Source organism: Shewanella sp. 125m-1, assembly GCF_052977065.1.
This window is the reverse complement of record NZ_JBRILT010000005.1, coordinates 1-24,820: the sequence shown is the minus strand read 5'-3', so window position 1 is coordinate 24,820 and position 24,820 is coordinate 1. Positions and strand designations below refer to the sequence as shown.

Below are 24,820 nucleotides of genomic sequence, written 5' to 3'. Positions count from 1 at the left end.
AGCGGATTCCCCCTGGTTTTAATTGATTCGTTCTGCGTTAACTCATAAAAACTAGCGATCTTCATGGGTAAAGATAAATCGGTTGTTAAAGATAGAATAGATGATGATTTGGCCGGCCATAATGGCGCAAAACATCAGTAATGCTGATAGTCCTATGCTTGGGATCGGTAAGATTGCGGTAGCAAAGAAAGACTCACTCGCTCCAACAATTATTCGACTTCCCGGTACTAAGATAATGATCCCTTGGATGATATATACCAGCGCGGGAACATTGCGTATTCTTCCCGAAGCGAGTCCGTATAGGGTAATAAGCATAGTGCTTATCCACGTCCCTACTACCCAGTCAGAGGTAAACCAATGAGGGCCCCACATGCCAATTGCCGCTGCGGGTAATCCGATCACAATATCTTTCGCACTGGCATTAAAGATGACCCCAATTGCGACAGATATGCCGATTAAAGCTAGGATATGCAGACTGAAAGGGATTTCATTAACAAAGGGGCCTGCTGTTGTGCTGCCGAAGAGTTGAGTCGATAGGCTCAAACCCAATACGACGCCGATAAAAATTTTTATGACGATGAGTGTACTTTGCGCCAAGAGTTCTATGCCTGAACGAAAGTCATTTAATGTTAGGCTTGCAAGGGCATTGGTTACGGTAAGCCCTGGTATAAACAGGACTATTGATGAGACGCATAGGGCTAACACGGGTAGCTCTGGAAAATGAGAAGCTAAAACCCCAACCACAAAGCTTGATACTAACGCGACTAAAAACTCAATCAGAATCGCACGTTCACCCGTTAACACTACCTGTGAAAGCCAGGCTAGTAGCCCTAACATGAAGGCAATGCCGACGGCAAGATAAGTACTGCCAACCAACATTAAATAGGTTGGTGGCAGTAACATATTGGCGATACAGAGGGTCAGTTTGGAATACTTATCAGCACCTTTAGCAATTCCATCAGCCTTTTGATTTTTTAATGTTGTTATCAATTTCCGTAAATTTACCGAAGGTGGATTTTTATCTTGCATCACCACTTTTTGGGTTGGTTGCTCAAATACCGTCACCATTTTGGTTGGAGTGACATCGATAGCGATCGCCACACCATGTTCGTTGGCATAAGCCTTAGTGTATTGGGCAACGGCGTAGGGTGCACAACCTGATTGATGTAATTTATCTGCAAACGATAAAATGTCATCCTGCTGTAAAGGCGTTTCATTTTTAACTTTCATGGCTGGTACTCAGTGCGTGGTCATTAATGATGGCAACTTTGGTATGGATAGAGGTGGCATGAACAGAAATGGTAATGATTAAGTCATTCACTTTACAATCGCATATAGAGGGTTGAGTCCTGCGAAAAAGAAAGGGCATTCAGTTCAATGCACTTCACTTTACAAACGGCCTGATAAGAGCTTTGCCATTTGAATGGTTTGACCCGTCAAATGAGAGTTATTGTTAGTTTAAACTCACCGTTAACTGGCTCCAGTTATTGACTTACACCCATTTTTACGGAGCTACAAATCATGTCATCACTTACTAAAACTATCTTAGCCACGACACTCGGCCTTGCGTTGACTGCTAATGTTTTGCGCAGGAACAAGTTCACGATGTTGATCCTTCTGATTTAACAAAAGCATCAACATCTGCCTATGTTGGTGTGAATAATAAGGGGGACGTTAAGCTATCGGGCTCACTAGCCTATACACTTGATAATGGACAGATGGCGATGGGCACTATCGAAGGAACAATGAATAAGCAGGGTGACTATAATGATAGTCGTATCCAGTATTTTCATGTGTTTAACATTGATAACGCGGTGACTCCACGTGTCGCGGCATCACTTGATATCATCGTTAATCAACAGTTTACTACTACTACTGCGGTTGGTGGCATTGTTATGTTTACCACCCCTGCTGAGTCGCTGAATATTTTTGTTCGTGGCGGGGTATTAGCAGGTTCATATGATGAGGATTTTGCTAATGCCATGGGAGAAAGTGATAGTGATACTCATACTCATACTGATATTGTTGGTGGTATGGCGGCTTATTTCTCATGGAAAACAGGTGATGATGGTACCTATATCATGTTTAGCCCAGAATACACCTATTTAGGTGGTAGCATTGAAGACAATACTTTGAAAACATCGATAACGTTTGGCACTCCCTTGTCTCAAGATAAGTCTAAATGGGGCCAATTTAAGCTTCAAAATACCGTGAGCACGATGAGGTCTAGTTCAGAAAAGATTGATATCGATGACACTGCAGCCTAGTTCTTCTTTAAAGCTTACTTTTAAAGGCTACTCAATCTTTCCCGATCTTAAGCCAGTTGAATTGTTCAACTGGCTTTTTTGCGTCTAAAATACGTGCTAAGTACAGCCTTGTTAGTTTAATTGAGTGAACTTTTTGCCGATAGTTTGAGCCTCCAAGGTCGTTATAAAAACTGTAAATGGACAAAGTCATAGGGCTCGGAAGGCTATTTAGGAAACAAGCTGCTTAGCTCGCTAATATCTTTATGGGCTGAAATTATTATAAATTTTTAATAAACAGCCTTGTATGAGTCAGTATTCGAAACACACCAATAGCGTGATCGTGCTCAGGATTTTTGCCTGGGGAAGGTATATATTATTTATTGGCAACGAAACGTGCAGAATTTCTAAAATTGTTTACTAAAAGGCTTTGGGTGTGTTTGCCGACTTATGAACTCTTTAACTTTTTGTTGTTTATTTTTGTGTTCAAAAAAGGAGGGTAAAACATATGGACAAAATGACTCAACCAGTGGACTTAGTTAAAGACCATGTGGCAAGTGACTCGATTGGGACAGGGAAAGGGCTCGAATTAAGCCGCCGATCTATGCTTAAAACCTCTGTCGGTGCCGCGGCAATGATACTACCTAGTGGTATAGTCAATGCGACTGACCAACCTAAAGCAGTTTCAACTCCTAAGCTGCCAGACTTTGAGATAAAGGATTATTCTAAGATTCCACAAAGAACTCATCAATACCCGGCCTCTGAACGTGCAAAAAAAATCGTACGTGATTCCATGGCTATTGACACTTTATTCTCTGGTCTTTGGCCCTCTCAATGGTCATCCCCAAAAGCTCATGAATTCCATGATGAAATGGATAAATGCAAAGCCGCAGGTTTCAAAGTTCTAGCTGCGTGTCCATCTGCGGATTCATTGGATGCGTCTGTTGAAGGGATTATGAAGGGGGCTCAGTTCTATCTCAGTAAAATGAAAGAGCGCCCCGATAATTACATGTTGATTCGTACAACCAAAGATATTGATGAAGCGCACAAGCAGAATAAACTTGGTATTTACTTCACTCACCAAGGAACGCAAATATTTGGCGGTGATGTTGACCGTGTAGGCCTCTGGCGAGAGATGGGCTATGGTTACTGCCTCCTAGCATATAATCAGCGCAATGATGTGGGTGATGGTTGCTTCGAAATTGAAAATCGAGGACTCACAGCTTATGGTAAGAAATTAGTCGATGCCTATAATCGCTACGGTATGCTGGTGGATGTAAGCCACACTGGTGAGCGTACTTCCCTTGATGCAATTGAACGCAGTAGCCAGCCTGTTATATCTTCACATTCAGGAGCCAAGGCGATTGCTGACTATCAGAGGAGCCTTACCGATGCCGTTATTAAAGGAGTTGCTTCAACGGGTGGGGTTTGTTCGATAAATATGGTTGCAGCTTTTATGGATACTTCTAATCCAGATATATTGACGACTGATACATTATTCAAGCATATTGATTATATGGTTAATTTAGTCGGGATAGATCATGTTGGCTTCGGTTCGGACTATATACCTAATATCAATTTTACAGCGTCGATTATTCAAACTCCAATGGGACAAAATGTATTCCCTGATGGAGGCTACAGTGCTGCTGTAGGGGCAAAAGGATTCCCTACACCAGCGCCATATCAAATTGTTGCAGCATTAATTGATAAGATGCTTGAAAGCGGATATTCAGAAGCAGACTGCGGCAAGTTCTTGGGAGGTAATATGTATCGCGTATTTGACCAAGTTTGGGTGTAAAGTGTTAATTATAATTTTAGGCTGATTGCTGATTCAATGCGGATAAACGGACAGCTTTTTTCGCGATAAATAAGCGCAATAACAAGTATTGCGCTTATTATTAAAAGTCCTATTTTTTCTGTTCGCGGCGAATTGGTGTACCCGCTTTGACACTGGTGTCTAGCTCTGTGTTATTCACAACGACTTTACCATTAACAAGTAACCAATGAACGCCCACAGCTGGGTGGTTCGGATCTTGGTAGGTACCGACATCGGCGATAGTGTCAGGGTCAAATACCACAATATCAGCATCCATATTAGGCTGAATGCGGCCTTTATATTTCATTTGTGGGGCAAAATCTTCAATCAATCGCGCTGGCATCAAGGTCATTTTACGCAACGCTTCAGTCATGCTTAATAATCCGCGTTCACGCACATACATTCTTAGTACTTTGGCAAATGTACCGTTTGAACGGGGATGAGAGAATAGATCTGTTGGTAGTGGCCAATCATCACCTGCGTAGTTGTCAATATGACCCTCTTCGTCCATGTGCATCCAGAACATCTCATCAGACTCAATTAACACATTTGGATTGAGGATCGATACGTCTAGCTTCGCCAAATCTGCAGGGTTACTCTCATCTAAAAAGTGCCAAACAATAAAGGTACCAGGCTTGTTTGCTTGATAGTCGGCAAGTTGCTCTTCTGTCATACGCTCCTTGCCCAGCTGAAAGTTTTCTGCGGTTGAGCCCATGCGCTCACGCCAGCCTTCGCCACTAAACATCGCTGCACCGACGACCGTGCTCGCCGCTCCCCAAGGGTAAGCACCAACGGTGACATTTATGCCTTGTTCCTGTGCCTTATTGACCATAGGTAGGATGGTGTCGATATCTTTCAATGAGGTACTGTTAATGTGGCAAAGATGCATATGTGCACCAGTAATGGCGGCATTACCCACCAACTCTTTTACTGCTTCAAAAGAGCTTTGTGGTTCTGCATTACTTGCATAGCGCACATGAGTAAATGTGGCTACATCACGCTCTGCAGCTAACTCAGCCAGTGAATAATATTCTTTTTGGCCATGGCCTGGCGCGTAACCTGCGTTAATTCCTATGCCGAGGCCGCCTTCATCAAGACCTTGTTCAATTAACTTCATGATCTTACTTTCTTGTTCAGGCGTAGCAATATCCATTTTCCAATCATTACGTGACTGGGCTGCTTGGAAATAACCGGCAGTTGCTTCAGGTTTGGTGTCGCTAAAGGTTGCGATACGGGCATAGGTCCAGCCAGCTGCTGCGCCATAGTTAAGTGGCAAGCCTTTTTCCCCTTGAGTGGCATACCAATCACTAATCGGTAATACGCCTGATTCAAGCTCAAGCATAGTGGTTACACCTTGCATCGCCTGCATTCTGTAATCACCTATATTCTGCCCATGAGCATGCACGTCGATAAATCCTGGCGCAACAACCTTGCCCGTCGCATCGATGATTTGGCTGCCTGTGATTTTATCGGTGGTGACAGATATTATCTTGTTGTCTTTGATCCCCACGTTAGCGATTGCGTCAAAGTTAGTTTCTGGATCAATAACTCGACCATTTAAGATCACAACGTCATAGTTTGCTGCCATAACAAATGGAGAGAGTAACCCGAGGCCTATCACAGAAGCTTTTTTCATAAATGAAGATAATTTTTTCATGAGTAATGCTTTCCTTAATTGATGATTCAATAGTTTAATCTTGGCTAATTACACTTCGTATTTATAGCCTAATCAGGGTTAATGACAGCACGATATTAAGTTTGCTATCGGGATTTTCCACGCTTACCGTGTTAGCGGGTTGACTTCGCGAGCTATATCGCTAGTTTATGCTAGTAATTTCGCTTAGTTAAATCACTAATGATGGATCAAACCCTTCAATACTTATACGTTATTTGATGGATGATAAGCACGCTAAGTGATAATTTGATGTTTTAGGCAAAAAAAACCAACGGATTAGGTTGGGTCTTTTAGTGGCAATGACTGTTGATATTCACTTAGAAGCGATAGCCGAAGTTTATCGTGAATGAGCTTCTGGTTTCTCCTTTATTATAAAGGGCGGTAATATTGTAGTTTCTGCCTATTTGTTTGTTAAAGCCGACCAAGTAAGCCCATTGTTCAAGTTCTACGCCAACGTCATAAGTAAAATCTCGACCTAATGCGTCGATATAGCCTAGATTGCCACTCATTGTGGCTTTAAGACCTTGGTATTCGGCTCCCACAAATATCTGGGCTCGAGAATCAAGAAATTGATAACCTAACATAGGCTGTATTGTTAAAATACCATCGCCCCAGTTATCCTGTCCCTCAAGACGTGTTGCACTATACGTAGCGGTAACGGATGCAAAAAACTCTTTGTAACCAACAGAAAGGGTTGTGCCTATTCCGGCCACATCGTAGTCTAGGTGTAGTGGTACGCTGACTTCTCCAGGAGAGCACAAATCAACCCCTGCACCAGCAACTGCACTACATGCCAGCTTACCGCCAACGACTCCTAATTTATCTTCGAAAACGTCTTTCATCTTGCCGGTATATTGTGCATCGACCACAGCATCTACATTTACCTTACCTAGCACGCCATACACGTTCCAAAAGGGAAGGATATTGACATCGGCTCGAAGGGTATAGCTTTGGGCATTGACCATGCCTACAGAACTGGATGGGTCAAAAAACTCATCCAGATTTAGTCCCATAATGTCAAAACTGTCAAAACCCACATTCATATCTTGATTACGGTAAGCCACAGAAAAACCAAATGGCATAGGCACATCAATGCCCTGTTGGCGCACCAAATCTCCCATTAAAGGAAATAACCTGTCTAGATCGACCTTCTCTTCACGAATGCGTGGGTCGGACACTGTTGAGAGCAGCTCTTGGTCTATAACTAGGGGGCCTAACTCGTCATCATAAAAGGTAACAGGTTTAATTGTCGCTCTATAGCTTACAGTTTTCTTTCCTTTTATCCCATCAGCCTTGATGATCTTACTTTTCATCACGGTTTTACCGTTGACCAGCGTTGTAAACTCAATATTTTGTGAGTATTTTTCAACGCGATAACCTTCATAGTCATAAGGCTTAGAGTTGGTGATCTGCATATGGCTTGCATTACCGTTAATAACGAACAGCTTTACTCGCATAAATCTGAAGTATGCGATGTCTTGAGGTAGGCCGTATTTTGAGTAGTTAAAGCTAATTTCAACCACCTCTGGCGATAGTTCATTGACGATTAACGATGACTTATCATAGCTTTCTAAATAATTCTTTAACCGATACTCGATTTTGGATATTTTTTCAATATTGCCGATAACATCTTCTTTTGAGTCAAGCTTGCTTTGGTCGTACTTGATTCTCAGGTCGATATTGCCATTATGATCAGTGCTTTGTACTAAAAAGACTTCAGATTCAGTAACGTCTCCGCCGTCGTCAAATCTACGTTGCACATGTTCAACCATCTGGTCACCATGGGATAGTGAACTCAAACCAAGTTTGATGATTTCATCAGAGATCCCGTAACGATCAAAGGCATTTTGCTGCGCTTCGGTTTTTGTTTGTGTTACAAACTGAGTTTCATCTGCGTAGGCACCATTAGAAAGTGCCAAGACTAAGGTTAGTGGTATTGCTTTAAGCATCTTTTTGCCGATAGAGAAGTTACTTACTGAGAGAGAGTGTATTTTCGTCATGTAGTTACCCTTAAAGTTTGCCACGCTATGGCGTTACCATTTTTACCAGTTATGGGGGGGGGCGCAGCTGAGATATGTCGTCATATTGCTTTCAATGAGGTTATTTTATGATTAGATGTGACAATTAAGTAATCGCATATGAAGGATGATACCCTTCAATAACAGCTGATGGGATAAGGAACAGCTTTATTTACAGCTTGTTTATGAATGGAACTTAAATCGTTAAATTCATGATTTTGAATGGAAATAATGGTATCAAACTAATGTCAGGTACTTTTTGGGTTTACAATGAGTGAATACTTTTTATGAGTACGCATTTTGAGAAGCTCTTAGAATGCAACATTTTTAGTAGCGACCTAACCTCGTGCTGAAGTCGCTCTATTTGTAGTCAGTTAGCTGCTATTTAGGATCAATGTGTAGTAAGCGTGTGTAAAAGCGCGCCACAGCCAAGCAGATAACCAACATTAATAACATTAATAGTGGCGTGATAATCTCATATTGCGGTGTGCCATGTAGTGCATTCATCGTCATGATAAGTAACAGATTTGCGCCTAATATTCGTTGTACTGCAAGTGATGGTTTGCCACACAGGCCATATATAAACAGCATGTTAACCATATAAAAGACGATAAGTTGCCAGAGTTCAGTGAGTGTTGTTAATACCAAACAATACTCAGCAATAAATACCACTCCCCATGCTAGACAGGCCAGTTTTGCCTGCCGAATAAGGCTATCGGGCATACGTACAGTGGTATTTGCCAGTGCAGCCCCAATCAGCGGGAACATAGGTCCTCCAGGTATAGCAAAATAGATCCATAACCCAAAGCATGTTGATGAGATGGCCATTGCGGTAAACGCGTTGTTTAATTGGAGTCTGAACTGGTTAACGTTGTTTTTTTTGTTAACCGCCGTAGCTTGGCTATTTACGTACTTAGACCAATAGAGCGCTAATACATGAAGCTTCTCCGCATCATCATTGATGGCCGCTGTAAGTAACCTCATTTCATACTCCAAATGGCTCAAGCTTTTTTCGATAACTTGCCTTTCACTTTCATTACTATCTTTTACTAGCTGAGTAATATGAGCTTGAATTCCATCGGATGCATCGATAATGGTTCGCCACTTGGCTTTTTCGTGACGTAAGCGATAGTTGCTGGCTGCTGGCAGCGCCAGTAGTTCTCGCATTTTATTGATATGATGTTGTCCGTCAAACATATCAGATTTAATCTCTAGCTTGCGCTCTTCGACCAATGCTTGTTCTAAGGTCGTTTTCGCTAAATTAAACTGGTTAGTTAACGCCTTAAGTGATTCAAAAAACAGTGACTCGGTGGTTGTTGGCCACAAAAAGCGATAGACAGCCGAGTACACCAGAACACCTAGCATGGTTTCTTGAACTCTTAAAATAGCGATATCAAATGAGGCTATGCCGTTGGTGCCACCGAGCATGGCCACGATGGAAAATACAGCGAATGCCATAGTAAAGGCGTAACCGTAACGCTTGTTGGCGCTAAAAAAAACACACAAAGCCAGAAATAATTGAAAAAAAACGATGAATAACAATCGATCTTGGGAAAAAAGACTGATTAGCAGCAAGGCAAAAAGTATACCGACAACGGTGCCCAATATGCGCAGTTTCCCCTGCTGTATGCCATGACCAAAGGTTTCTGTCGCTGAAATTGCAATAACGGTGATGGCCGCCCAATAAGGTTTATCCCATTGAAAAAAAAGGGCCAAAGCAATCGAGACACCAACAGCTAACGATATTTTTATCGCTTCTTTCATTGTTGAACTGAGCATACCATTCTCACTTTAATGCTTAATTATTTGTACTGATGCTGTCATACCTACCCGCAATTGAATCTCTTTAGGAAGGTGAGTCAGTTTTATCTTTACCGGTATACGTTGAGCGAGTCTTATCCATTGAAAGCTAGGGTTAACATTGGGTAATAATTCATTGCCTGTACTGCCGTCTGATTTAGCAATGCCATATCCAATACTTTGCACTTCACCTTCAAGCACTTCACTGTCGTGCATGAGTAGGGTAACTTGCGCCTTATTATGGATGCTGACATCGTTGAGATCGGTTTCTTTGAAGAAACCTTCAATCCAAAAACTAGAGGCATCAATTAACGCTACAATAGGGCTATTAGCAATAACCTGAGAACCCACTCGGTAGTTTAGATTGGTAATGTAGCCATCTATTGGCGCACTTACTTTGGTATACTGTAAATTCAGGTTGGCTTCTTCAACTTGTGCTTTGGCCACTAACAGGTTGGCTTGCGCCGTTTCAACTGCATTTTGTAAGTTATTCAGTGTTAATTGTGATTGCGCACCAGGTGTCAGTTTTTCAAGGTTATTTGCGCGCTGGGCTTCATTCTCTGCTTTATCTAATAAGGCTTTAGCTTGCTTCTCGCTAGCAATGGCTTTGCTTAAATTGACGTGGTAAATGCTCGGATCAATTTCAAATAACAACTGTCCTTTTTTCACAAGAACGTTATCTTTGACCATCATATTGATAATTTGACCTGTCACTCGAGGAGTGATTTGAATAATATGAGCTCGTACTTGTCCATCTCTGGTCCAAGGATTCGCTAAGTCTGTCTGATATTGCGAGTACAGCGTTCCTATAGCCGCCGAAACAATGATAAATGTGAGCAAGTATCGTTTAAACATGAGGTTACCTATTTATAAAATTAAAATAAACTGCGTAATCACACCTATAAAGATGATTGTGATGGAGAGATCTACAATCGCTGGTGCTATAACATATTTGTACCAGCCAAGTCTGGTTCCAATCGTGGTCAATACCGCCGTCAAAACGTAAGCCAGTATTCCAACAAGCAACAAGGGGGGGAAATAGACATCACCCAGCGCTATTTCATGGGGCATGATGTTCATCGTTAATAGCCTCCGGTTCTAAGATGCGTAAACAAGGTCTTTATATGCATACCTGTTCAATAGACTGCAGATATTAATTGACTGGTAGTTAATCTAATAATCTCATATGACGGATCAAACCCATCAAAACAGCTGAACAATCAACTTCAAGTGTGTTAGGTTCTAAGTTAATGATTTGAATGGTTGTCGATTCCGGCCCATTTTTTTGCATTTTTCAGGGAGTAGAATCATGAATTTCAGTTTAGAGCAGCTGCTTGCTTTTGTGACTGTGTATGAGCAAAAGGCATTTAGCAAAGCGGCGGTAAAATTGGATAAACACCGCACCACGATTGGTCAGGTGATCACTAATCTTGAGGATCAACTGGCCATTACCTTGTTTGAAAGAGTAGGGCGTACGGTTGAGCCGACCCAAGATGCCACCTTGCTTTATCATTATGCTAAACAGGCCATTGAACAAACTCGGACCTTCGATCGAATGGCTTTAAGCTTAAGTTATGGTGGTTTAGAGTCTGTCACGATAGCTTATGCCAGCTTCATTCCTCAGCAGGTGCTCACCACAATCCGAAAGGTCCTGATCAATGACTTCCCCCATATGAGGGTAAACCTGCTGGTTCGCTCCAAGGCTGAAATTAAACAAGGTATTCAAGATGGGACTATTCATTTTGGTCTTGTGAATGTATTTGAAAGCAAAGTGATTAACAGTATTGACTCTATGTTGTTACGCAGTATGGCGTTTGTTCCTTTTACGGGTGAAAGCAGCATACTTGCCCAATTACCGTCTAATGAAACGTTTACAGCCATGAAGTCTACACGGCAGTTTGTACTCAAATCGATGCTCGATGATGATATGGCCGCAAAAATTGTTCTCTCGTCACAGTATGAGGTGGTCGATCAGCAGACGTTAATTATTAGAATGGTTCAAGAGGGACTTGGTTGGGCACTATTGCCTCGAACTATTTCTCAATCTGAGTATTACTCTGAAAAAATAGTAGAAATAGATTCCGATACGATTAATGAAGCAATCCATGTACCTGTTTCAATGTGGTGTCAACATTCAAAACAGGTTGCAATCGTCAAGAAATCAATTTCTAAGTGCATTATAGATTACATACAAGCGGTAGACTCAGCCGTCAACTAACCCTTGTACCATATAGCCTCTCTTAAGGAGAGGCTAGCAAGTTTACTATTCTACCGAGTTCATTTATCTCTTCACCTTCCCCATATTAAGCACACTTTTCCCAGTTAAAAATCGATACAAGGTTACGCAATTGGGCCAAAGGCTATGAAGGGTCTAATCCTTCATAGGCGATTGTCAGTAACAAGTAATAGCGAATAAAATAATCCTGAAATTATGACGCTCATTCTGACGATTAGCACGCTGTGGTGTGCTGGAGAGATATATTCACTTGCGCTCAGTCTGCACCTTTTAAATAAACATGCACTGAACAGCAGTCCATGTAATTAACATAAAAGTGATCAGCCAATGGAAACACTACAGTATCTTTTAAATGTATCACCGTACTTCCCTGTCTTGTTGACCTTAGTCTTGGGAGCCTTAGTTGGTAAGCTCGCTATCGGCCGTTTTGTGCTCGGCAGCATTGTTGGAACCCTACTGGTGGGCATTGCTATTGGTCAAATAGGTGTTGATATCACGCCATCCATTCGATGGGTTTTCTTTGGCTTATTTATGTATGTGGTTGGCTATCAGGGCGGGTATCACATTATCGATACACTGCAATTACGAAAAAAATCGATATTATTTGCAAGTATATTGATGAGCCTTATGTCCATGGTAACCCTTGCTATAGCGAGCTGGTTATTTAATCTCGATCTTTATCTCGCCATTGGCATGGCAGCGGGCAGTTTTGTGCATCCTGAAATCATTAATGTTGCCACTGACGCCATTGAGCAGCTACCAGGTTTGACTAATGGGGCTAAACATGTGGCCCAAAGTGAAGTGCACATGGGTTATATGTTGACGGTAATTTTTGGAGTGCTAGCGCCTGTATTCATGATGAACTGGTTGTTGCCAAGCTTTTTTAAGGGGTCTTTGGGCTCACTTTCAAGCAGACGTGATGACTTAGCATTAAATGTAACTCGTATGTCTAGCTATCAGCCTATTAATACTGCGCAAAATATCGTTAGACGGATTTTTGAAGTAAATGAGCAAAGTACCGTTGTTGGTAAAACCTTAGCGCAACTTAATGCTCCATCCATCGATATTATATTTGAACTGTCGCGCCCAAATAATCGTGACAATAGCGCTAAGGACAGTGAGTTTATTACTGCTGGGGATCTCATCACTATCACCGGGAGGCATAATACGCTTTTTTATTTTGATGATAATGTGTTAGGTACAGAAATGCCTTACGATACACACAGTGATACCCGTGTAAAAAATTATCTTATGCTGATCAATATAGACGATTTTGTGGGTCAGTCATTACAGACGATTAAGGCAGATATTAACCTACGTACTCATAGAGAAGTTTGTATTACTCAGTTAGTCAGGGGCGATAAGCCCCTGGAAATCACCCCCGATCTAACTGTAAAACAACACGATATTGTGCAAGTCACTGGTAGCTTAAGTGATCTGCAAAATGTGAAAAAGACCTTCCCACGTGCGTTCAACAGTGCTGGGACCAACCAAGCCATATTTGGTATAGGCTTAGTATTGGCGTATCTCATCAGTATGTGGCACCTCAATATAGGCGGTCTTTACCTCTATTTTAGCCTTGGCTTTAGCAGCCTGGTATCCGGTATTGCGGTTGGCTGGGCTTGTCATAAAATTAACCCATTAGAACTACTACCTAAAAATTTAACTAATCCTCTTAGAGATTTATCACTATTAGGTTTTATAGCGGTAACAGGTTTGTATTTTGGGCCACAAATGCTTGAGGCAATGAATACAAATGGGTTTAAAGTTTCATTAATTGGAAGTTTTGTGGTGCTGATCTCGCAACTCATTTCATTTATTTTTGCTTACTGGCTTTTCAACATTAAACATCCAACTGAATTAATGGCGTGTACCAGTGGTAGCCTGAACTCGGGTCTAGGCTTGTCAGCCTTTTATCGACAGGGCAAGGTTGAAGGCACTATTTATGCGATGGCAGTATCTTATATTACAGCAAGCTTTTTAATGTTGATTGTCGTCTCAACGCTCTTAAATTTTATGTAAGCCTTACAATCGATTCCTGCATATACACGCCTCGAACTATAGGCTAATTACCCATTCCTTATTTCTGTTGAAATTAATTTAATAGGCTGATACAAGATGATAAAAAAAATTTCGTTATGCATCTTACTCATGGCTTCATCACAGGCTATAGCCCAAAGCTCGTACTTTTTTGATGAAAAAGATGGACAATTTGATTTAGGTTATCATCTTGCTGAAAATGCTTACGGTTTTCTACCTGTACCAGTTTTAATCACAGAACCCGCTGTAGGAGCGGGCGTGGGAATAGTGGGGCTATTTCTGCATGAGACTGACTCAGAAAAAGAGCTAAGAAGGCAAAAGGCGTTGGAGTCTATTGAAGGCGGCGCACAATTAATGCCAGCAGCAATGACGTTGGTCGGTGCGGGTGGGACAGTAAATGGTACCTGGTTTGCGTTTGCCGGTCACCGTCACTCATGGTTAAAGGATAGTATTCGATATACAGGAGTTGGTGGAGCCGCGAATGCTAATCTTGATATCTACACACGCTTAGGAGGGCTGTTACCTGTAGAACACGCAATACAGTTTGATACAAAAACTGAAGCGCTATTTGCCATGCAAAAGGTACAATTTAGGGTCGCTGACACACCGCTAATGCTTGGGGTTAAGCAGTTGTGGGCAGAGTCGAGCATATCATCGTCAAATGCCTTAGTTGATTGGATATTGCAAAATAGCCTAGGAGATAAAACGACAACATCGGGTTTAGGGTTTATTGCTGAATACGATACACGAGATAACATCTTCTTTCCTAAGAAAGGTTATACAGTGTCGGCCGAGTACATGGTTTACGACGAAGCGTTGGGTTCAGATAATAATTATCAAACCTTGGAAGCAAATGGTGAATTTTATTTGCCGCTTTCTAAACATTGGACGTTTGCTTTTGCGGGTAGTTATGACCAGTTATACACAGGGGGCAGTAAACTCGCTCCGACAACTAAACCCTATGTTGATCTGCGTGGCGTGTCGGCGTTCAGGTATCAAGGCGACCAAGTGGCCACAGTGCAATCTCAGTTAATGTATCACTTCGATCACCGCTGGACTGTTTCCGCATTTTACGGCTATGGCGTGACCAGTAATGATGTGATTGAAGCGGGGGATGCATCAGTAAATGCATACGGGGTAGGGTTTCGATATCAACTAGCAAGGCGCTATGGCATATACATGGGGATCGATTTAGCCACTAGCGGTGAAGAAAATGCAATTTACTTCAAATTAGGTTCAGGATTTTAGCTGCACATTATTGATAATCTAACTTTATGCTCAGAATTAGTACCTTCCTCTATAACCATAAATGGGCTAGGGCAGTGAGGTGTTATCCATTTTTCCCTTAAACAATGGCCGGACCGTTATGACGAGAATCTAGGAGTGACTTTCTTTAACTGCTAGAATTTATTTCACAGCTAGTCCAGCTGTTATCTTGGCGACACCGCAGTTGCGTTAGCTTCACTTACAATACAGCTGTAAAATAGCGACTTTCTTTAATGGTTGCATTGGTTTGATAAGTAAAAACTTAGTAGATTGTCGATTAAAATCAAGAAAGTACATTAGCATGACATATTTTCCAACTATTTAAATGGCTTATAGATAAAGTTTGATATCAGTTAATGCCGATAAGTGACATTATCGGCAACTGCCCTAAAGGGGCTTTCTCGTGTGTAATCAAGAAACTGTTATGCCGTTGATTACGATTATGCCTCTGTCGTAATTAGCTATTATTTTGAAGCTTGAATTAGATCATAGATGAAAAGCATTAGAACATTACTTAATTGAAGAGTTCTATTAGGGCTAGCCCATCTTTAAAGGTCATGAAACTAAGTAATGAAGTGGTATTTCACCGATTTATATAGTTATGCCTATATTTGGTCGCTTCTTGCATGTGTATGGCTGATTGATTGAATTAGAGACGACCAGGTCGACATGACATTAATCCTCTATCAGCTAATTCAAACCCACTAGACCAGTACCAAAAGAACTGGCTTTTTGTAGCGTTGATGCCGCTACTAAGAAATTATGGCATTAAGTCACTAGCAGCTAACGCTCAATATCCAGTTTGGATAATTTACTAAGCAATAGTTTTCCAAGTTTTCAGTGCGGGCCATGGTTCGGCTTATAGTTCGAGCATCGAATGCTCAGTATTGCTAAGCGAAATTAAGTTCCACAAGCTCAGTTATATAGCTGCTCAAACCGGATTTAACATCGTGCGCTGTGTGGCTGCTTTAAAAGTTTGCTTAGCTCAACACGCCAGATTTCAAGTAGCGCATGGTTAATTTATGTAGGCGATGTGAGCTGATGATCAATACTGATGAAAAAGTATAACCATAACGTGCAGCAATGACTTAGGTATAGAGCAGCAAAGGCTTGTGAATATCGCTGTGTCATAAGCTCATACCTACATTTCCCTACACCCACACCGAATTTAACATAATATACATTGTGCGCACCTATGTGTTTGTGTAATTGGACCACATATAAAACAGCTGATAATGTGATTCTCGGCTTACGTTCGCCATTACTTCTTCATTCAGCCTTTAATCCTCGTCAACTCTGACTCTATATCATCAAGGCTATAATGAATTGTCCTCTGCGATTGATCTAACTTCACTGTGCCATTCATTGTTAGCAAGTATTAAAATTGTTGCCATTTTAACTTCCTTCCATTGAAAGCATGGATTCTGGCACATAGATAAGAAAATAGCGCCTTGTTTAAAGATGGCATTAATAGATTGTATATGCCTTCAACTATGACGATATATTGTTACTTTATTTCGTCCTGCATTCTTTGACTCATAAAGCGCTTTGTCTGAAAATTGAAACGCTTCCTGCAATTTCATTTTAGATTCACAGTAAATAGCACCTATAGATATAGTAACGCCAATCTCATTTATTTTTTCGCTATTGATTACACTCAATAATTTATTCGCTTTGTTATTAAATTGTTCGAAAGAAAGCTCACCATTAAAAATAACAACAAACTCCTCCCCGCCCCATCGGATTGCGAGATCAGTGGAGCGCATTGAGGATTTTATTCTATTCGCTACTTCTGATATCACAATATCACCAACAACGTGTCCATGAATATCATTGATTTTCTTAAAGTGGTCTATATCAATCAGACACATAGAGGTAACTGACATATCTTTATTCATAAACCCATCTTTACGATAGAATCCAGATAGCCTATCTATGCTGCTTTCGATATAGAATCTTCTAATGTATTGTGCAAGTAAAAAACAGCTATGTATAATTAGTGTGCATATGAAGATTGCTATGCCGCTGTATAGTAAGGAAGTCTTTATTGTTAGACCTACTTTTTTGTTTTCAGTTTTAAGCGCTAAAGATTCGTAAACAAGCGTACTTATTTTTTACTGTCTTCATCAGAAATATCAAACCAAGTGAATTTTTCATTATTGAAATCTGAGATAAAGTCATTCAAAAAATTACTTTTCACATCAATGACCAATACGGAAAAAACGTCACCTTCTAAATATAATGGATAATAAATTGAATATAACTCTTCATTAGTGCCAGATTCTATATAAGGCCCAAAAACCCTCACGGTTTCAAAAACAGTTAAACCACTGCCTTTTAAAGTCTTTTCTATATTTTCTAATTTCAAAATACGTTCTAAGTAGTTTCCCTCTGCAAAATCCCTATCATAAAGGTGAACGTACTGCTCTCTAAATGGCTTGGGAATGACATATTCTGGATATACATTCGCGACCGTCCATAGATTGTCAGCTATGATGGGGTTTCTTTTTAATACACTAAATAGGTTATCTATATGCTTAGATAGGTCTCGAATTTTCTTATCTTGAGAACCTTTGACTATGACCCCCTGGCTTAAATCACCAGCTGGTAGAGAAATATACTCACTGTTAAGGCTGTTGACATTAAAGCGGTATATTGCATCACTAATAAAAAGGATGTTAGTTAAAAACTTACTATTCAACTCGCTCTTATTAACAGTGACAAACAAATTAACAGCACTTATAGATACAATAAAAGATAAGCAAATGCTAAGCACGTTCCTTTTTGTCATAATATTTACTATCCGGTAATGGTTATAAAAAAGTGGTCACAACTCAAAATTATTTTTCAACAAGAATCCTTTATCAAGATTTCTTTATCAAAAGTGCTTTGTTAAGAATATTTTGTTAAAAATCTTTTATTAAGAGTTCTTTGTTAAGAGGTAATTGCTACATATCAATAGCTTAACGTTAATTTTAATGGATTTGCTAATCTGATAAATCCTGTACATATTCATAAAGTCTGAATACTAGTTCAATCTTAAATTATATCATAGATTTCGCATTGTATTTTCCACTAAGAGCGAACAAGATTGCCCACTCAATATGCACAAGCAATAAAAATCCCGAACATAGGTTCGAGATTTTTTTCTACATATTAAGGCTGTGTCATTGCGTGGCTTTGGTAAGTGCTCTCTAATCTCCGTCACCGTTAATCGAGCTAGATTAACGTTCACTAGGTATTAGGCATTAGAAGGCAATAAGCACTTGGCATTAAGCATTAAGCATTAAAAATTAGACATCTTCTCTTGGCATCGTGATCATCACACCCAGACCTGGCTCACAATCATGTAAGGTAATAGTGCCGTGATGTAGGCCCGCAACCGCTTTTGCCAACGAGAGACCCAGCCCCAAGCCACCATCGGTACGGCTTTTATCGACACGATATAAACGTTCAAAAACACGCTCCCTTTCTGTCTCAGCAATACCGAGCCCATTATCTTCAACCTTGAGCCAAACCAGTGAGGCTTTATCATCCGCGCCGCAGCTGAGCTTGATCACACTGCCTGCAGAGCAATATCGCAGCGCATTTTCTATCAAGTTGGCAATTTGCTGGATCAGCAGCTCTCGATCGCCTTGGATCAGTAACGGTGATTGGGCTTTATGGATCTGCAACTGCATTGCGGCATCTTCTGCAACATCGACATAAATTTCGGCGACGGTATCAACAATCTGGGTTAAATCCGTTGTCGTGAAGCGGCTTCGTCTCGCGCCTGACTCAATTTGAGTAATGCGTAACAACGCATCAAAAATAGAAGCAAGACGTTGAGAATCAGCCAAGGCATGGTCTAACTCATTGTTAAAGCTCTGACTTTGCGCAATCGATGATGCATCAGCCTCGTCACGTAAGGTTAGTAAATTGTGCCTCAAACGCGTGATAGGCGTTTTCAGCTCGTGGGCAATATTGGACGAAATATCGCTCATCGCCGCCACAGAGCCTTCTAAACGAGAAAGCATTTCATCCACAGATACCGATATTCTCGCCAGATCGTTATAGGTGTTTATCTCGCCCGTTCGTGCCGACAAATCGCCGTCTGCCGCCGCGTTCAATACTTGTTCAATACGAGATATTCGTTGCTGACTGACACGGCTCATCGCGACAACAATGGCAATGGTAAAGAGTGATACTAAAACGCCAGCAAGAATAAAACCTGTGGTAAGCACCGCTATAATGTCGTCATCTTCAATCGGATCTTCGTCGATATCGTGTTTATCACCTGTTGCCCGTAGCTTTGATTCTTTGACTATCTCACTGTTCTGTTGACCCAGTTCATAGTCAACATAGAGAATGGTCACGCTGGCCATAAGCACAAGACTAAACAGCGACACCAGAGCAAACATCACGCCTTGCTGGATAGCAGAGCTTTTCATCCACATTGGGAGTCGATTAACGATTCGCTGAAGTGAGACTTTATTTTGCAACATATCAAGGAGTCTGCGTTTCATTTAGCCTCCTCAATATGTCGATGTTCTAACTTGTAGCCTGCGCCTCGTACGGTTTGGATCAAAGTGTCGCCAAAAGGCTTCTCTATTTTATTCCTAAGACGACTAATGTGAGTTTCGACAACGCTGGTTTGAGGATCAAAATGAATATCCCATACATGCTCAAGCAGCATAGTACGGGTGATCACGCGGCCAGGATGACGCAAGAATAATTCTAGAATACGAAACTCTTTAGGCTGTAAATCCAATAGCTTACCTTGACGTGTTGCGGTATGTTCAAACAGGTTTAATACCACATCGCCAAAAGTCAGTTGCGGTTTAGTGTCGGTTGATGTCAATCCGGACCGGCGAGAAAGAGCGCTAACACGCGCAAGCAGTTCAGAGAATGCAAATGGCTTAGTGAGATAATCATCACCTCCCGCTTCCAACCCTTGCACACGGTCATCCACCCCGCCTAAGGAGGTCAAAAATAAGATAGGTGTTCCCACTTGCGCAGCTCGAAGGGCCTTAACTAAAGACAATCCGTCTAAGCCCGGCAACATGCGATCGACGATCGCCACATCAAAGTGTTCCGTCATGCATAGGGTCAACGCATATTTGCCATTTTCTGTCACCTCGACTTGATGCCCAGCTTCACGCAGCCCTTTTTCAACAAAAGTGCTCAGACTCACATCGTCTTCAACTAGTAACACTCGCATGACGGTTCTCTCTCAGATCATAGGGTAACGTCGTTGTCGCTTAAGCCGCAACGATAGGGACATTTTGTTGTTCAGTTGGCGTTGGTTCTGCCACATTAGTTGGCATCGTTTCCGCTTTATGCTGTTGCCATTTCATCATAATCACCGCTGCGATACCAGCTAATAAGCTCGCGCCCAGCGTAACCAATCCTAGTTTGAAAAACAGAGAGAAAGAGGCTAAACCAATAAGTGCTTTTGGTCCATTTTCACGAAGGATTTTAAGCCCTGATGGTATGTTTGACGACGATTGTTTCGATTTGTTAAGCAACAGTTTCACTTTATTAATACAGCATTTGACACTGTTTAACCAAGACGTCGACCTTTTCGAGCAAGGCTCAGCTTCTTGGTTGGTATTTTTTGATTCAGTTGATTCAGTTGATTCAGTCATTAGATCTCCTTGGGGTCATCAAAGATCACCCCTTTTTTAACTATTCATTGTTCGGCTCAAGTGTTCAACGAGAGAATTATTTTGTCACTGCTGTTGTCAATGCATTCACTTCAGTTTCAACTTGTTTACCATTGACTGTCATCAACTTGATTTCATAAGAAACATTACCGTGGTCATCATCAAGTTCAACGCTCCACGCTTTACCGCTAAATTGTATTTCTGCTTGCTTCACAACATCTGCAAACGATAAATATTGACCACTGTTCAAGCCAGATAAATACAATGCATCTTCTAATTTATCATCAGCGTCATGATCATCATTCTGACCACGATTGTCTGTTAAAATAACATCACCGGTTTGTGTGTTGATTGCGGTATAAATTTTCTCACCGTTTTTACCGATTAATTCAATTTCATAGAAAACGTGTCCCATTTTCACTTCACGCTCGGCTTCAACCGTTACGCCGCCTGTGTTGGCTTCAGCCAATGCGACAGCCTGAAGTAGAGAGACAGTGTCTTGATTAAAAGATTTAGGGGCATCACCTGCATTTGCAGAGCCAATGGCCATCATGGCGCTCAGTCCAAGCAGAGTTGAAATAGTTGTTGTTTTAAAAACTGATGTATTGTTCATGGTTAAATCCTCATTTGTTTTAATGCAGACAGGGTGTTTCCTTGTCGATGAGGCTACTTTACTTAAGACATCTTTCCGCAAGTTTTCCTGAACTATACATTTTTGTAAGGTTTCAAGGCGAAGTCATATTGCAAGAGATAGGTTTAGGCCTATTTCTCTTACCCTGACAGCTCTTCCCCTAGCCAAAGTCAATGAAGCTAAAGTTCAATGGAGCAATGCGGTCTAAAACGAAAATATGCATATAACTGTTAAATAAAGGTATTGCTTAAACAAGGCAAAATAAATCAAAAAAACGCTGTACAAAAAACGCACAGCAGTTATTATATCGCTCAGTTGTTCAGAGAGTTATTAAATGCAGCATCAAGTACAAGTAAAGCTTCCACTATCAAAACCGTGTTTTGTAGCTAGACGTTTGCCTTATATTTTAGCGTAACATGATATAATTCAATAAATTAACATAGTGTTAATGTTGAACTTTTTAAAACTAAATAAGGGGCATCATATGTCTAACTCAACTACTGGTACTGTAAAATGGTTTAACGAAGACAAGGGATTCGGTTTCCTTGCTCAAGACAACGGTGGCGCTGACGTATTCGTACATTTTCGTGCTATCGCATCTGAAGGTTTCAAAACGCTTACTGAAGGTCAAAAAGTGACTTTCGAAGTAGAGCAAGGCCCAAAAGGTCCACAAGCAAGCAACGTAGTCGCTCTTTAATCAAGCGCTAATAACGTAAGCTGATATGCAAAAAAGGTCGCTAATGCGGCCTTTTTTTGTGCCTGTAATTTTGAAAAGTTGAATAAAAAGCCTTCTCGTACATTTTTTTTAGTATCACCTGTTAACTTATAAGGTGCTGATATCGTCTAACTGGGTGGCCAAATTAACTATGCCACTACAGAGCGGCGCCATGCGCACCTCGGTGGAGTGAGTCCAGAGGCCTTTGAAGCAGTCTAAAAATATGACTGCTATAATATCTCGCAGTATGGGTGATGCAATTCTAGGTTGAACTTGGTAGTTAATCTTGCTTAGTACTTTTCTTACAAGCTCTCTCTACAGTCGCAGCTTTCCACGCAAATGAATTCGCGATAGACCCTATTTCTATTTTTGTGTATCCTAATTTCTCTCCGATATTTTGCATGCGAACAGAAGCGAAATTTTTATCATCTTCACTTCCGTGAGCGAATGACTCAAGCATGGGAGTTAGGAGTTTCAGCTCCTTATCTGTATAAGATTTTTCTAGATCGCCTGCAATACAACTACATAGCTGTTTTGTTCCCCCTTTATTATTTGTACAGGTATCAAAGATATTGTCGTAGAAAGATGAATTGAAAAATGAGTTGTCACAACCTGAAATAGAAACAAAGAAAAGACAGGTTATTACTAGTTTTATCCGCAATTTATTAGTATTTCTCATATAAATATGTACCTAAAGTTATTCGTTCCTATTAATTTATGTATAGACCTGTGACGTTCTGGTCCACACTTGTATGCTTAGAAATAGGGTTGTTTAAATGAATAAAGCAATAATAATTAAGGCTTTCACAATAATGGTCGAAGTGTGGGTACTCCTGTGACTCATTGTTTTACATTCTTGTTTAATCATTTTTTCTGAGCGTTTGCATTTATTTCAGCTAGTCCTCACAAGGTTGTTATTTTCATTATGAATCTTCACTTAAGCCTTGATGAGCTTATGAATTATTACGTGCAAACCATTTATAATCTAGGGCTATAAATGGCTTTGATATTATAAATATGATCCTAATAAGGTTCGTTACATTCTTTCTGCTTTGTTTTGCTGTCGTCAAAAGCTAGTAGCGTAACAATTACAAGCAACCTCCCCACCCCCATCCTGTTCCCTGCCCTGTTCCCTCTGGTGTTGTGTACTTTCGATAATTGATTCCGCCTGATGGAGAGGGGGCCCATAAACCTGATAATAAACAGCTTTCTTCAACCCAAGTTATCTTCTCTACGATATCTATCTGACCACTTGAATTGTATTCATAATTAACTAACACTGGTAATTGTTTTGAATCATATATATAAGAAGCATCGTAGCTTGTAGAAATAACAGTGCCGTCGGCGTTAGTGCCGTTTATTTCTACATATGTAGCAGTAATTAACCATCCATCAATATAAATAAAATTAGCCTCACTACTGATATTGGGGGTCAATTTGTCTATATAGCGCCATTGTGTTAAGTAATTGTCGATAGACCATTGAAACTTGTATTCATATTGTTCTGAATCAACAACTGTAACGCGCTGTTCAGTATCATATCCATAAGTATTATTTATATTAAATGAGCTGTTCGCATCACTGTGAATTTTTGATATGTAGTTTCCATTATAAATGAAGTTGACGTTTGCCGTTTGCGAAAACAAAGGTGAATTTAGCGAGTAAGTGAATTCGTTCAAAATAAGGCTTTCGTCCGTATAGGCGTAATCGAACTCTAGCTGTATATTCGGAGTTGTCGTTTGATAATTAATTGGCCTTTCTAATTGGTCGTACTCTACAGTTTGTGTCCGTTCCTCTGTATGAGAACTCGATATAAATGAGGGAATATATGGCATGTCATCAACGTTATCAGCGGTATATGTGTACTTTATTCGATAAAGTAATCCATCACGATAAGTGTAATCCTCTACTCCCTCAAAAACACCATTATTATCATAGTCGAATTCTTTCTTTGCAATTCGCCATTTGCCTGTAGCGCTAGTTATGGAAGATAAGGGGACGTTAACGATAACATCAACAGTGTCTTCATTTGTCAAACCTTCTGTATCAGTCACTGTGAAATTAAATGTTAGGATTTGGGTTTCTGAATACAAACCAGTGACGAAAGTAGGATTGGAAATGGCAGTGTCAGATAAGACAATATCGGGCCCCCCTGTTTGAGTCCAAAGAACAGAGATATCTCCCTCCTTGTCAGACCCCACACCAGACAATGTTACAACTGATTCAGTGTTAACCGTTTGATCGGCCCCTGCATTAGCCTCAGGTTGTGTATTAACTACTATAGGATTGGGTACATCTACGACCACTGCACTGCTATTATCATCGTCACCTCCGCACCCTGATAACACTAGCGTGCATATTAATATTGTAAAACTTAATCCAGCTTTCATTACAATTACTCCATATTACAATGAGCATTTATCATCGTATGCTTTTACGTAATAGGGAGCATAGCTTACGATAAAATTGTAGACCTGTAGGATCTGACAGGTAATTACGGAATTTTTTGGGGATTATTTGAGGAGATTCTTGAAAAGTGCAGTACGTGACAATGTTTTGTTTATTATGTTGGTTTTATCATTTAACGATTTTAATTGAAAGTACATATTTATGATTAGCTGAACTACTTGTAGGTTATCTATTAATTGCACTCCAGGTCTGAGGGATCCCCAGGAATTTAATAGCATGCTTGTGGATCCCGAACTAAGCCTTGCAGTGTCTTAATGGCCGTTCGC

At 40.7% G+C, this 24,820-nt stretch carries 20 protein-coding genes; 6 read left to right on the top strand and 14 right to left on the bottom strand.

Going from position 1 to position 24,820, the window contains the following annotated elements; translation table 11 throughout:
* Positions 1–51: 51 nt before the first annotated feature.
* Entirely contained in the window at positions 52–1,230 is a 1,179-nt protein-coding gene (locus tag ACVBIK_RS03925; protein ID WP_447169151.1) for a threonine/serine exporter family protein, read from the bottom strand.
* 425 nt (positions 1,231–1,655) lie between these two features.
* Here ACVBIK_RS03925 and ACVBIK_RS03920 point away from each other — a divergent pair, with 425 nt between their 5' ends.
* Positions 1,656–2,267 carry a hypothetical protein gene (locus tag ACVBIK_RS03920; protein WP_447169150.1) on the top strand — a complete coding sequence of 204 codons (612 nt, stop codon included), beginning with the start codon at positions 1,656–1,658 and terminating at the stop codon, positions 2,265–2,267.
* Between the two features lie 484 nt (positions 2,268–2,751).
* Complete coding sequence (locus ACVBIK_RS03915; protein ID WP_447169149.1) at positions 2,752–4,041, top strand: dipeptidase; 1,290 nt, start codon at positions 2,752–2,754, stop codon at positions 4,039–4,041.
* Between the two features lie 109 nt (positions 4,042–4,150).
* On the opposite strand, the gene ACVBIK_RS03910 is transcribed toward ACVBIK_RS03915, so the two are convergent.
* The 5 genes from ACVBIK_RS03910 to ACVBIK_RS03890 form a co-directional block, all read right to left on the bottom strand.
* A complete protein-coding gene (locus tag ACVBIK_RS03910; RefSeq protein WP_447169148.1) occupies positions 4,151–5,716 on the bottom strand; it encodes an amidohydrolase family protein in 1,566 nt (521 codons plus the stop codon).
* A gap of 335 nt (positions 5,717–6,051) precedes the next feature.
* Complete coding sequence (locus ACVBIK_RS03905) at positions 6,052–7,734, bottom strand: hypothetical protein (RefSeq protein WP_447169147.1); 1,683 nt, start codon at positions 7,732–7,734, stop codon at positions 6,052–6,054.
* A 399-nt stretch (positions 7,735–8,133) separates the two neighbouring features.
* Positions 8,134–9,531, bottom strand: a complete 1,398-nt coding sequence (locus tag ACVBIK_RS03900) for an FUSC family protein (RefSeq protein WP_447159254.1) — start codon at positions 9,529–9,531, stop codon at positions 8,134–8,136.
* A 12-nt stretch (positions 9,532–9,543) separates the two neighbouring features.
* A complete protein-coding gene (locus ACVBIK_RS03895) occupies positions 9,544–10,407 on the bottom strand; it encodes an HlyD family secretion protein (RefSeq protein ID WP_447159255.1) in 864 nt (287 codons plus the stop codon).
* Between the two features lie 12 nt (positions 10,408–10,419).
* Entirely contained in the window at positions 10,420–10,632 is a 213-nt protein-coding gene (locus ACVBIK_RS03890) for a DUF1656 domain-containing protein (RefSeq protein WP_447169146.1), read from the bottom strand.
* Positions 10,633–10,861: 229 nt separating this feature from the next.
* On the opposite strand from ACVBIK_RS03890, the gene ACVBIK_RS03885 reads away from it, so the two are divergent.
* The 3 genes from ACVBIK_RS03885 (at position 10,862) to ACVBIK_RS03875 (ending at position 15,076) form a co-directional block, all read left to right on the top strand.
* Positions 10,862–11,770, top strand: coding sequence for a LysR family transcriptional regulator (locus tag ACVBIK_RS03885; RefSeq protein WP_447159257.1), 909 nt, complete (start codon positions 10,862–10,864; stop codon positions 11,768–11,770).
* Positions 11,771–12,115: 345 nt separating this feature from the next.
* Positions 12,116–13,810, top strand: a complete 1,695-nt coding sequence (locus ACVBIK_RS03880) for an aspartate-alanine antiporter-like transporter (RefSeq protein ID WP_447169145.1) — start codon at positions 12,116–12,118, stop codon at positions 13,808–13,810.
* Positions 13,811–13,906: 96 nt separating this feature from the next.
* A complete protein-coding gene (locus ACVBIK_RS03875) occupies positions 13,907–15,076 on the top strand; it encodes a BamA/TamA family outer membrane protein (protein ID WP_447169144.1) in 1,170 nt (389 codons plus the stop codon).
* A gap of 1,505 nt (positions 15,077–16,581) precedes the next feature.
* On the opposite strand, the gene ACVBIK_RS03870 is transcribed toward ACVBIK_RS03875, so the two are convergent.
* From ACVBIK_RS03870 to ACVBIK_RS03845, 6 genes are all read right to left on the bottom strand, one after another.
* The gene (locus ACVBIK_RS03870; RefSeq protein ID WP_447169143.1) at positions 16,582–16,992 is read right to left on the bottom strand and encodes a GGDEF domain-containing protein; all 411 of its coding nucleotides are present in this window, start codon (positions 16,990–16,992) and stop codon (positions 16,582–16,584) included.
* Between the two features lie 209 nt (positions 16,993–17,201).
* The gene (locus ACVBIK_RS03865; RefSeq protein ID WP_447169142.1) at positions 17,202–17,885 is read right to left on the bottom strand and encodes a hypothetical protein; all 684 of its coding nucleotides are present in this window, start codon (positions 17,883–17,885) and stop codon (positions 17,202–17,204) included.
* A 502-nt stretch (positions 17,886–18,387) separates the two neighbouring features.
* The gene (locus ACVBIK_RS03860; RefSeq protein ID WP_447159270.1) at positions 18,388–19,599 is read right to left on the bottom strand and encodes a sensor histidine kinase; all 1,212 of its coding nucleotides are present in this window, start codon (positions 19,597–19,599) and stop codon (positions 18,388–18,390) included.
* Complete coding sequence (locus ACVBIK_RS03855; RefSeq protein ID WP_447159271.1) at positions 19,596–20,294, bottom strand: response regulator transcription factor; 699 nt, start codon at positions 20,292–20,294, stop codon at positions 19,596–19,598. Before ACVBIK_RS03855 ends, ACVBIK_RS03860 begins: the two co-directional genes overlap by 4 nt.
* A 40-nt stretch (positions 20,295–20,334) precedes the next feature.
* The gene (locus tag ACVBIK_RS03850) at positions 20,335–20,721 is read right to left on the bottom strand and encodes a hypothetical protein (protein WP_447169141.1); all 387 of its coding nucleotides are present in this window, start codon (positions 20,719–20,721) and stop codon (positions 20,335–20,337) included.
* 76 nt (positions 20,722–20,797) lie between these two features.
* Positions 20,798–21,352 (bottom strand): PepSY domain-containing protein, encoded by a 555-nt coding sequence (locus ACVBIK_RS03845; RefSeq protein ID WP_447169140.1) that lies wholly within the window; start codon positions 21,350–21,352, stop codon positions 20,798–20,800.
* Between the two features lie 502 nt (positions 21,353–21,854).
* Between ACVBIK_RS03845 and cspE the strand changes: the two genes are divergently transcribed.
* On the top strand, positions 21,855–22,067 hold the full coding sequence (cspE, locus tag ACVBIK_RS03840; protein WP_447159274.1) for a transcription antiterminator/RNA stability regulator CspE: 213 nt from the start codon (positions 21,855–21,857) through the stop codon (positions 22,065–22,067).
* A 298-nt stretch (positions 22,068–22,365) separates the two neighbouring features.
* Here the strand turns inward: cspE and ACVBIK_RS03835 are convergent, their stop codons facing one another.
* Both ACVBIK_RS03835 and ACVBIK_RS03830 read right to left on the bottom strand, forming a co-directional pair.
* Positions 22,366–22,764, bottom strand: a complete 399-nt coding sequence (locus ACVBIK_RS03835) for a hypothetical protein (RefSeq protein ID WP_447169139.1) — start codon at positions 22,762–22,764, stop codon at positions 22,366–22,368.
* A 409-nt stretch (positions 22,765–23,173) separates the two neighbouring features.
* Positions 23,174–24,475, bottom strand: a complete 1,302-nt coding sequence (locus ACVBIK_RS03830; protein WP_447169138.1) for a PKD domain-containing protein — start codon at positions 24,473–24,475, stop codon at positions 23,174–23,176.
* Between the last annotated feature and the right edge of the window lie 345 nt (positions 24,476–24,820).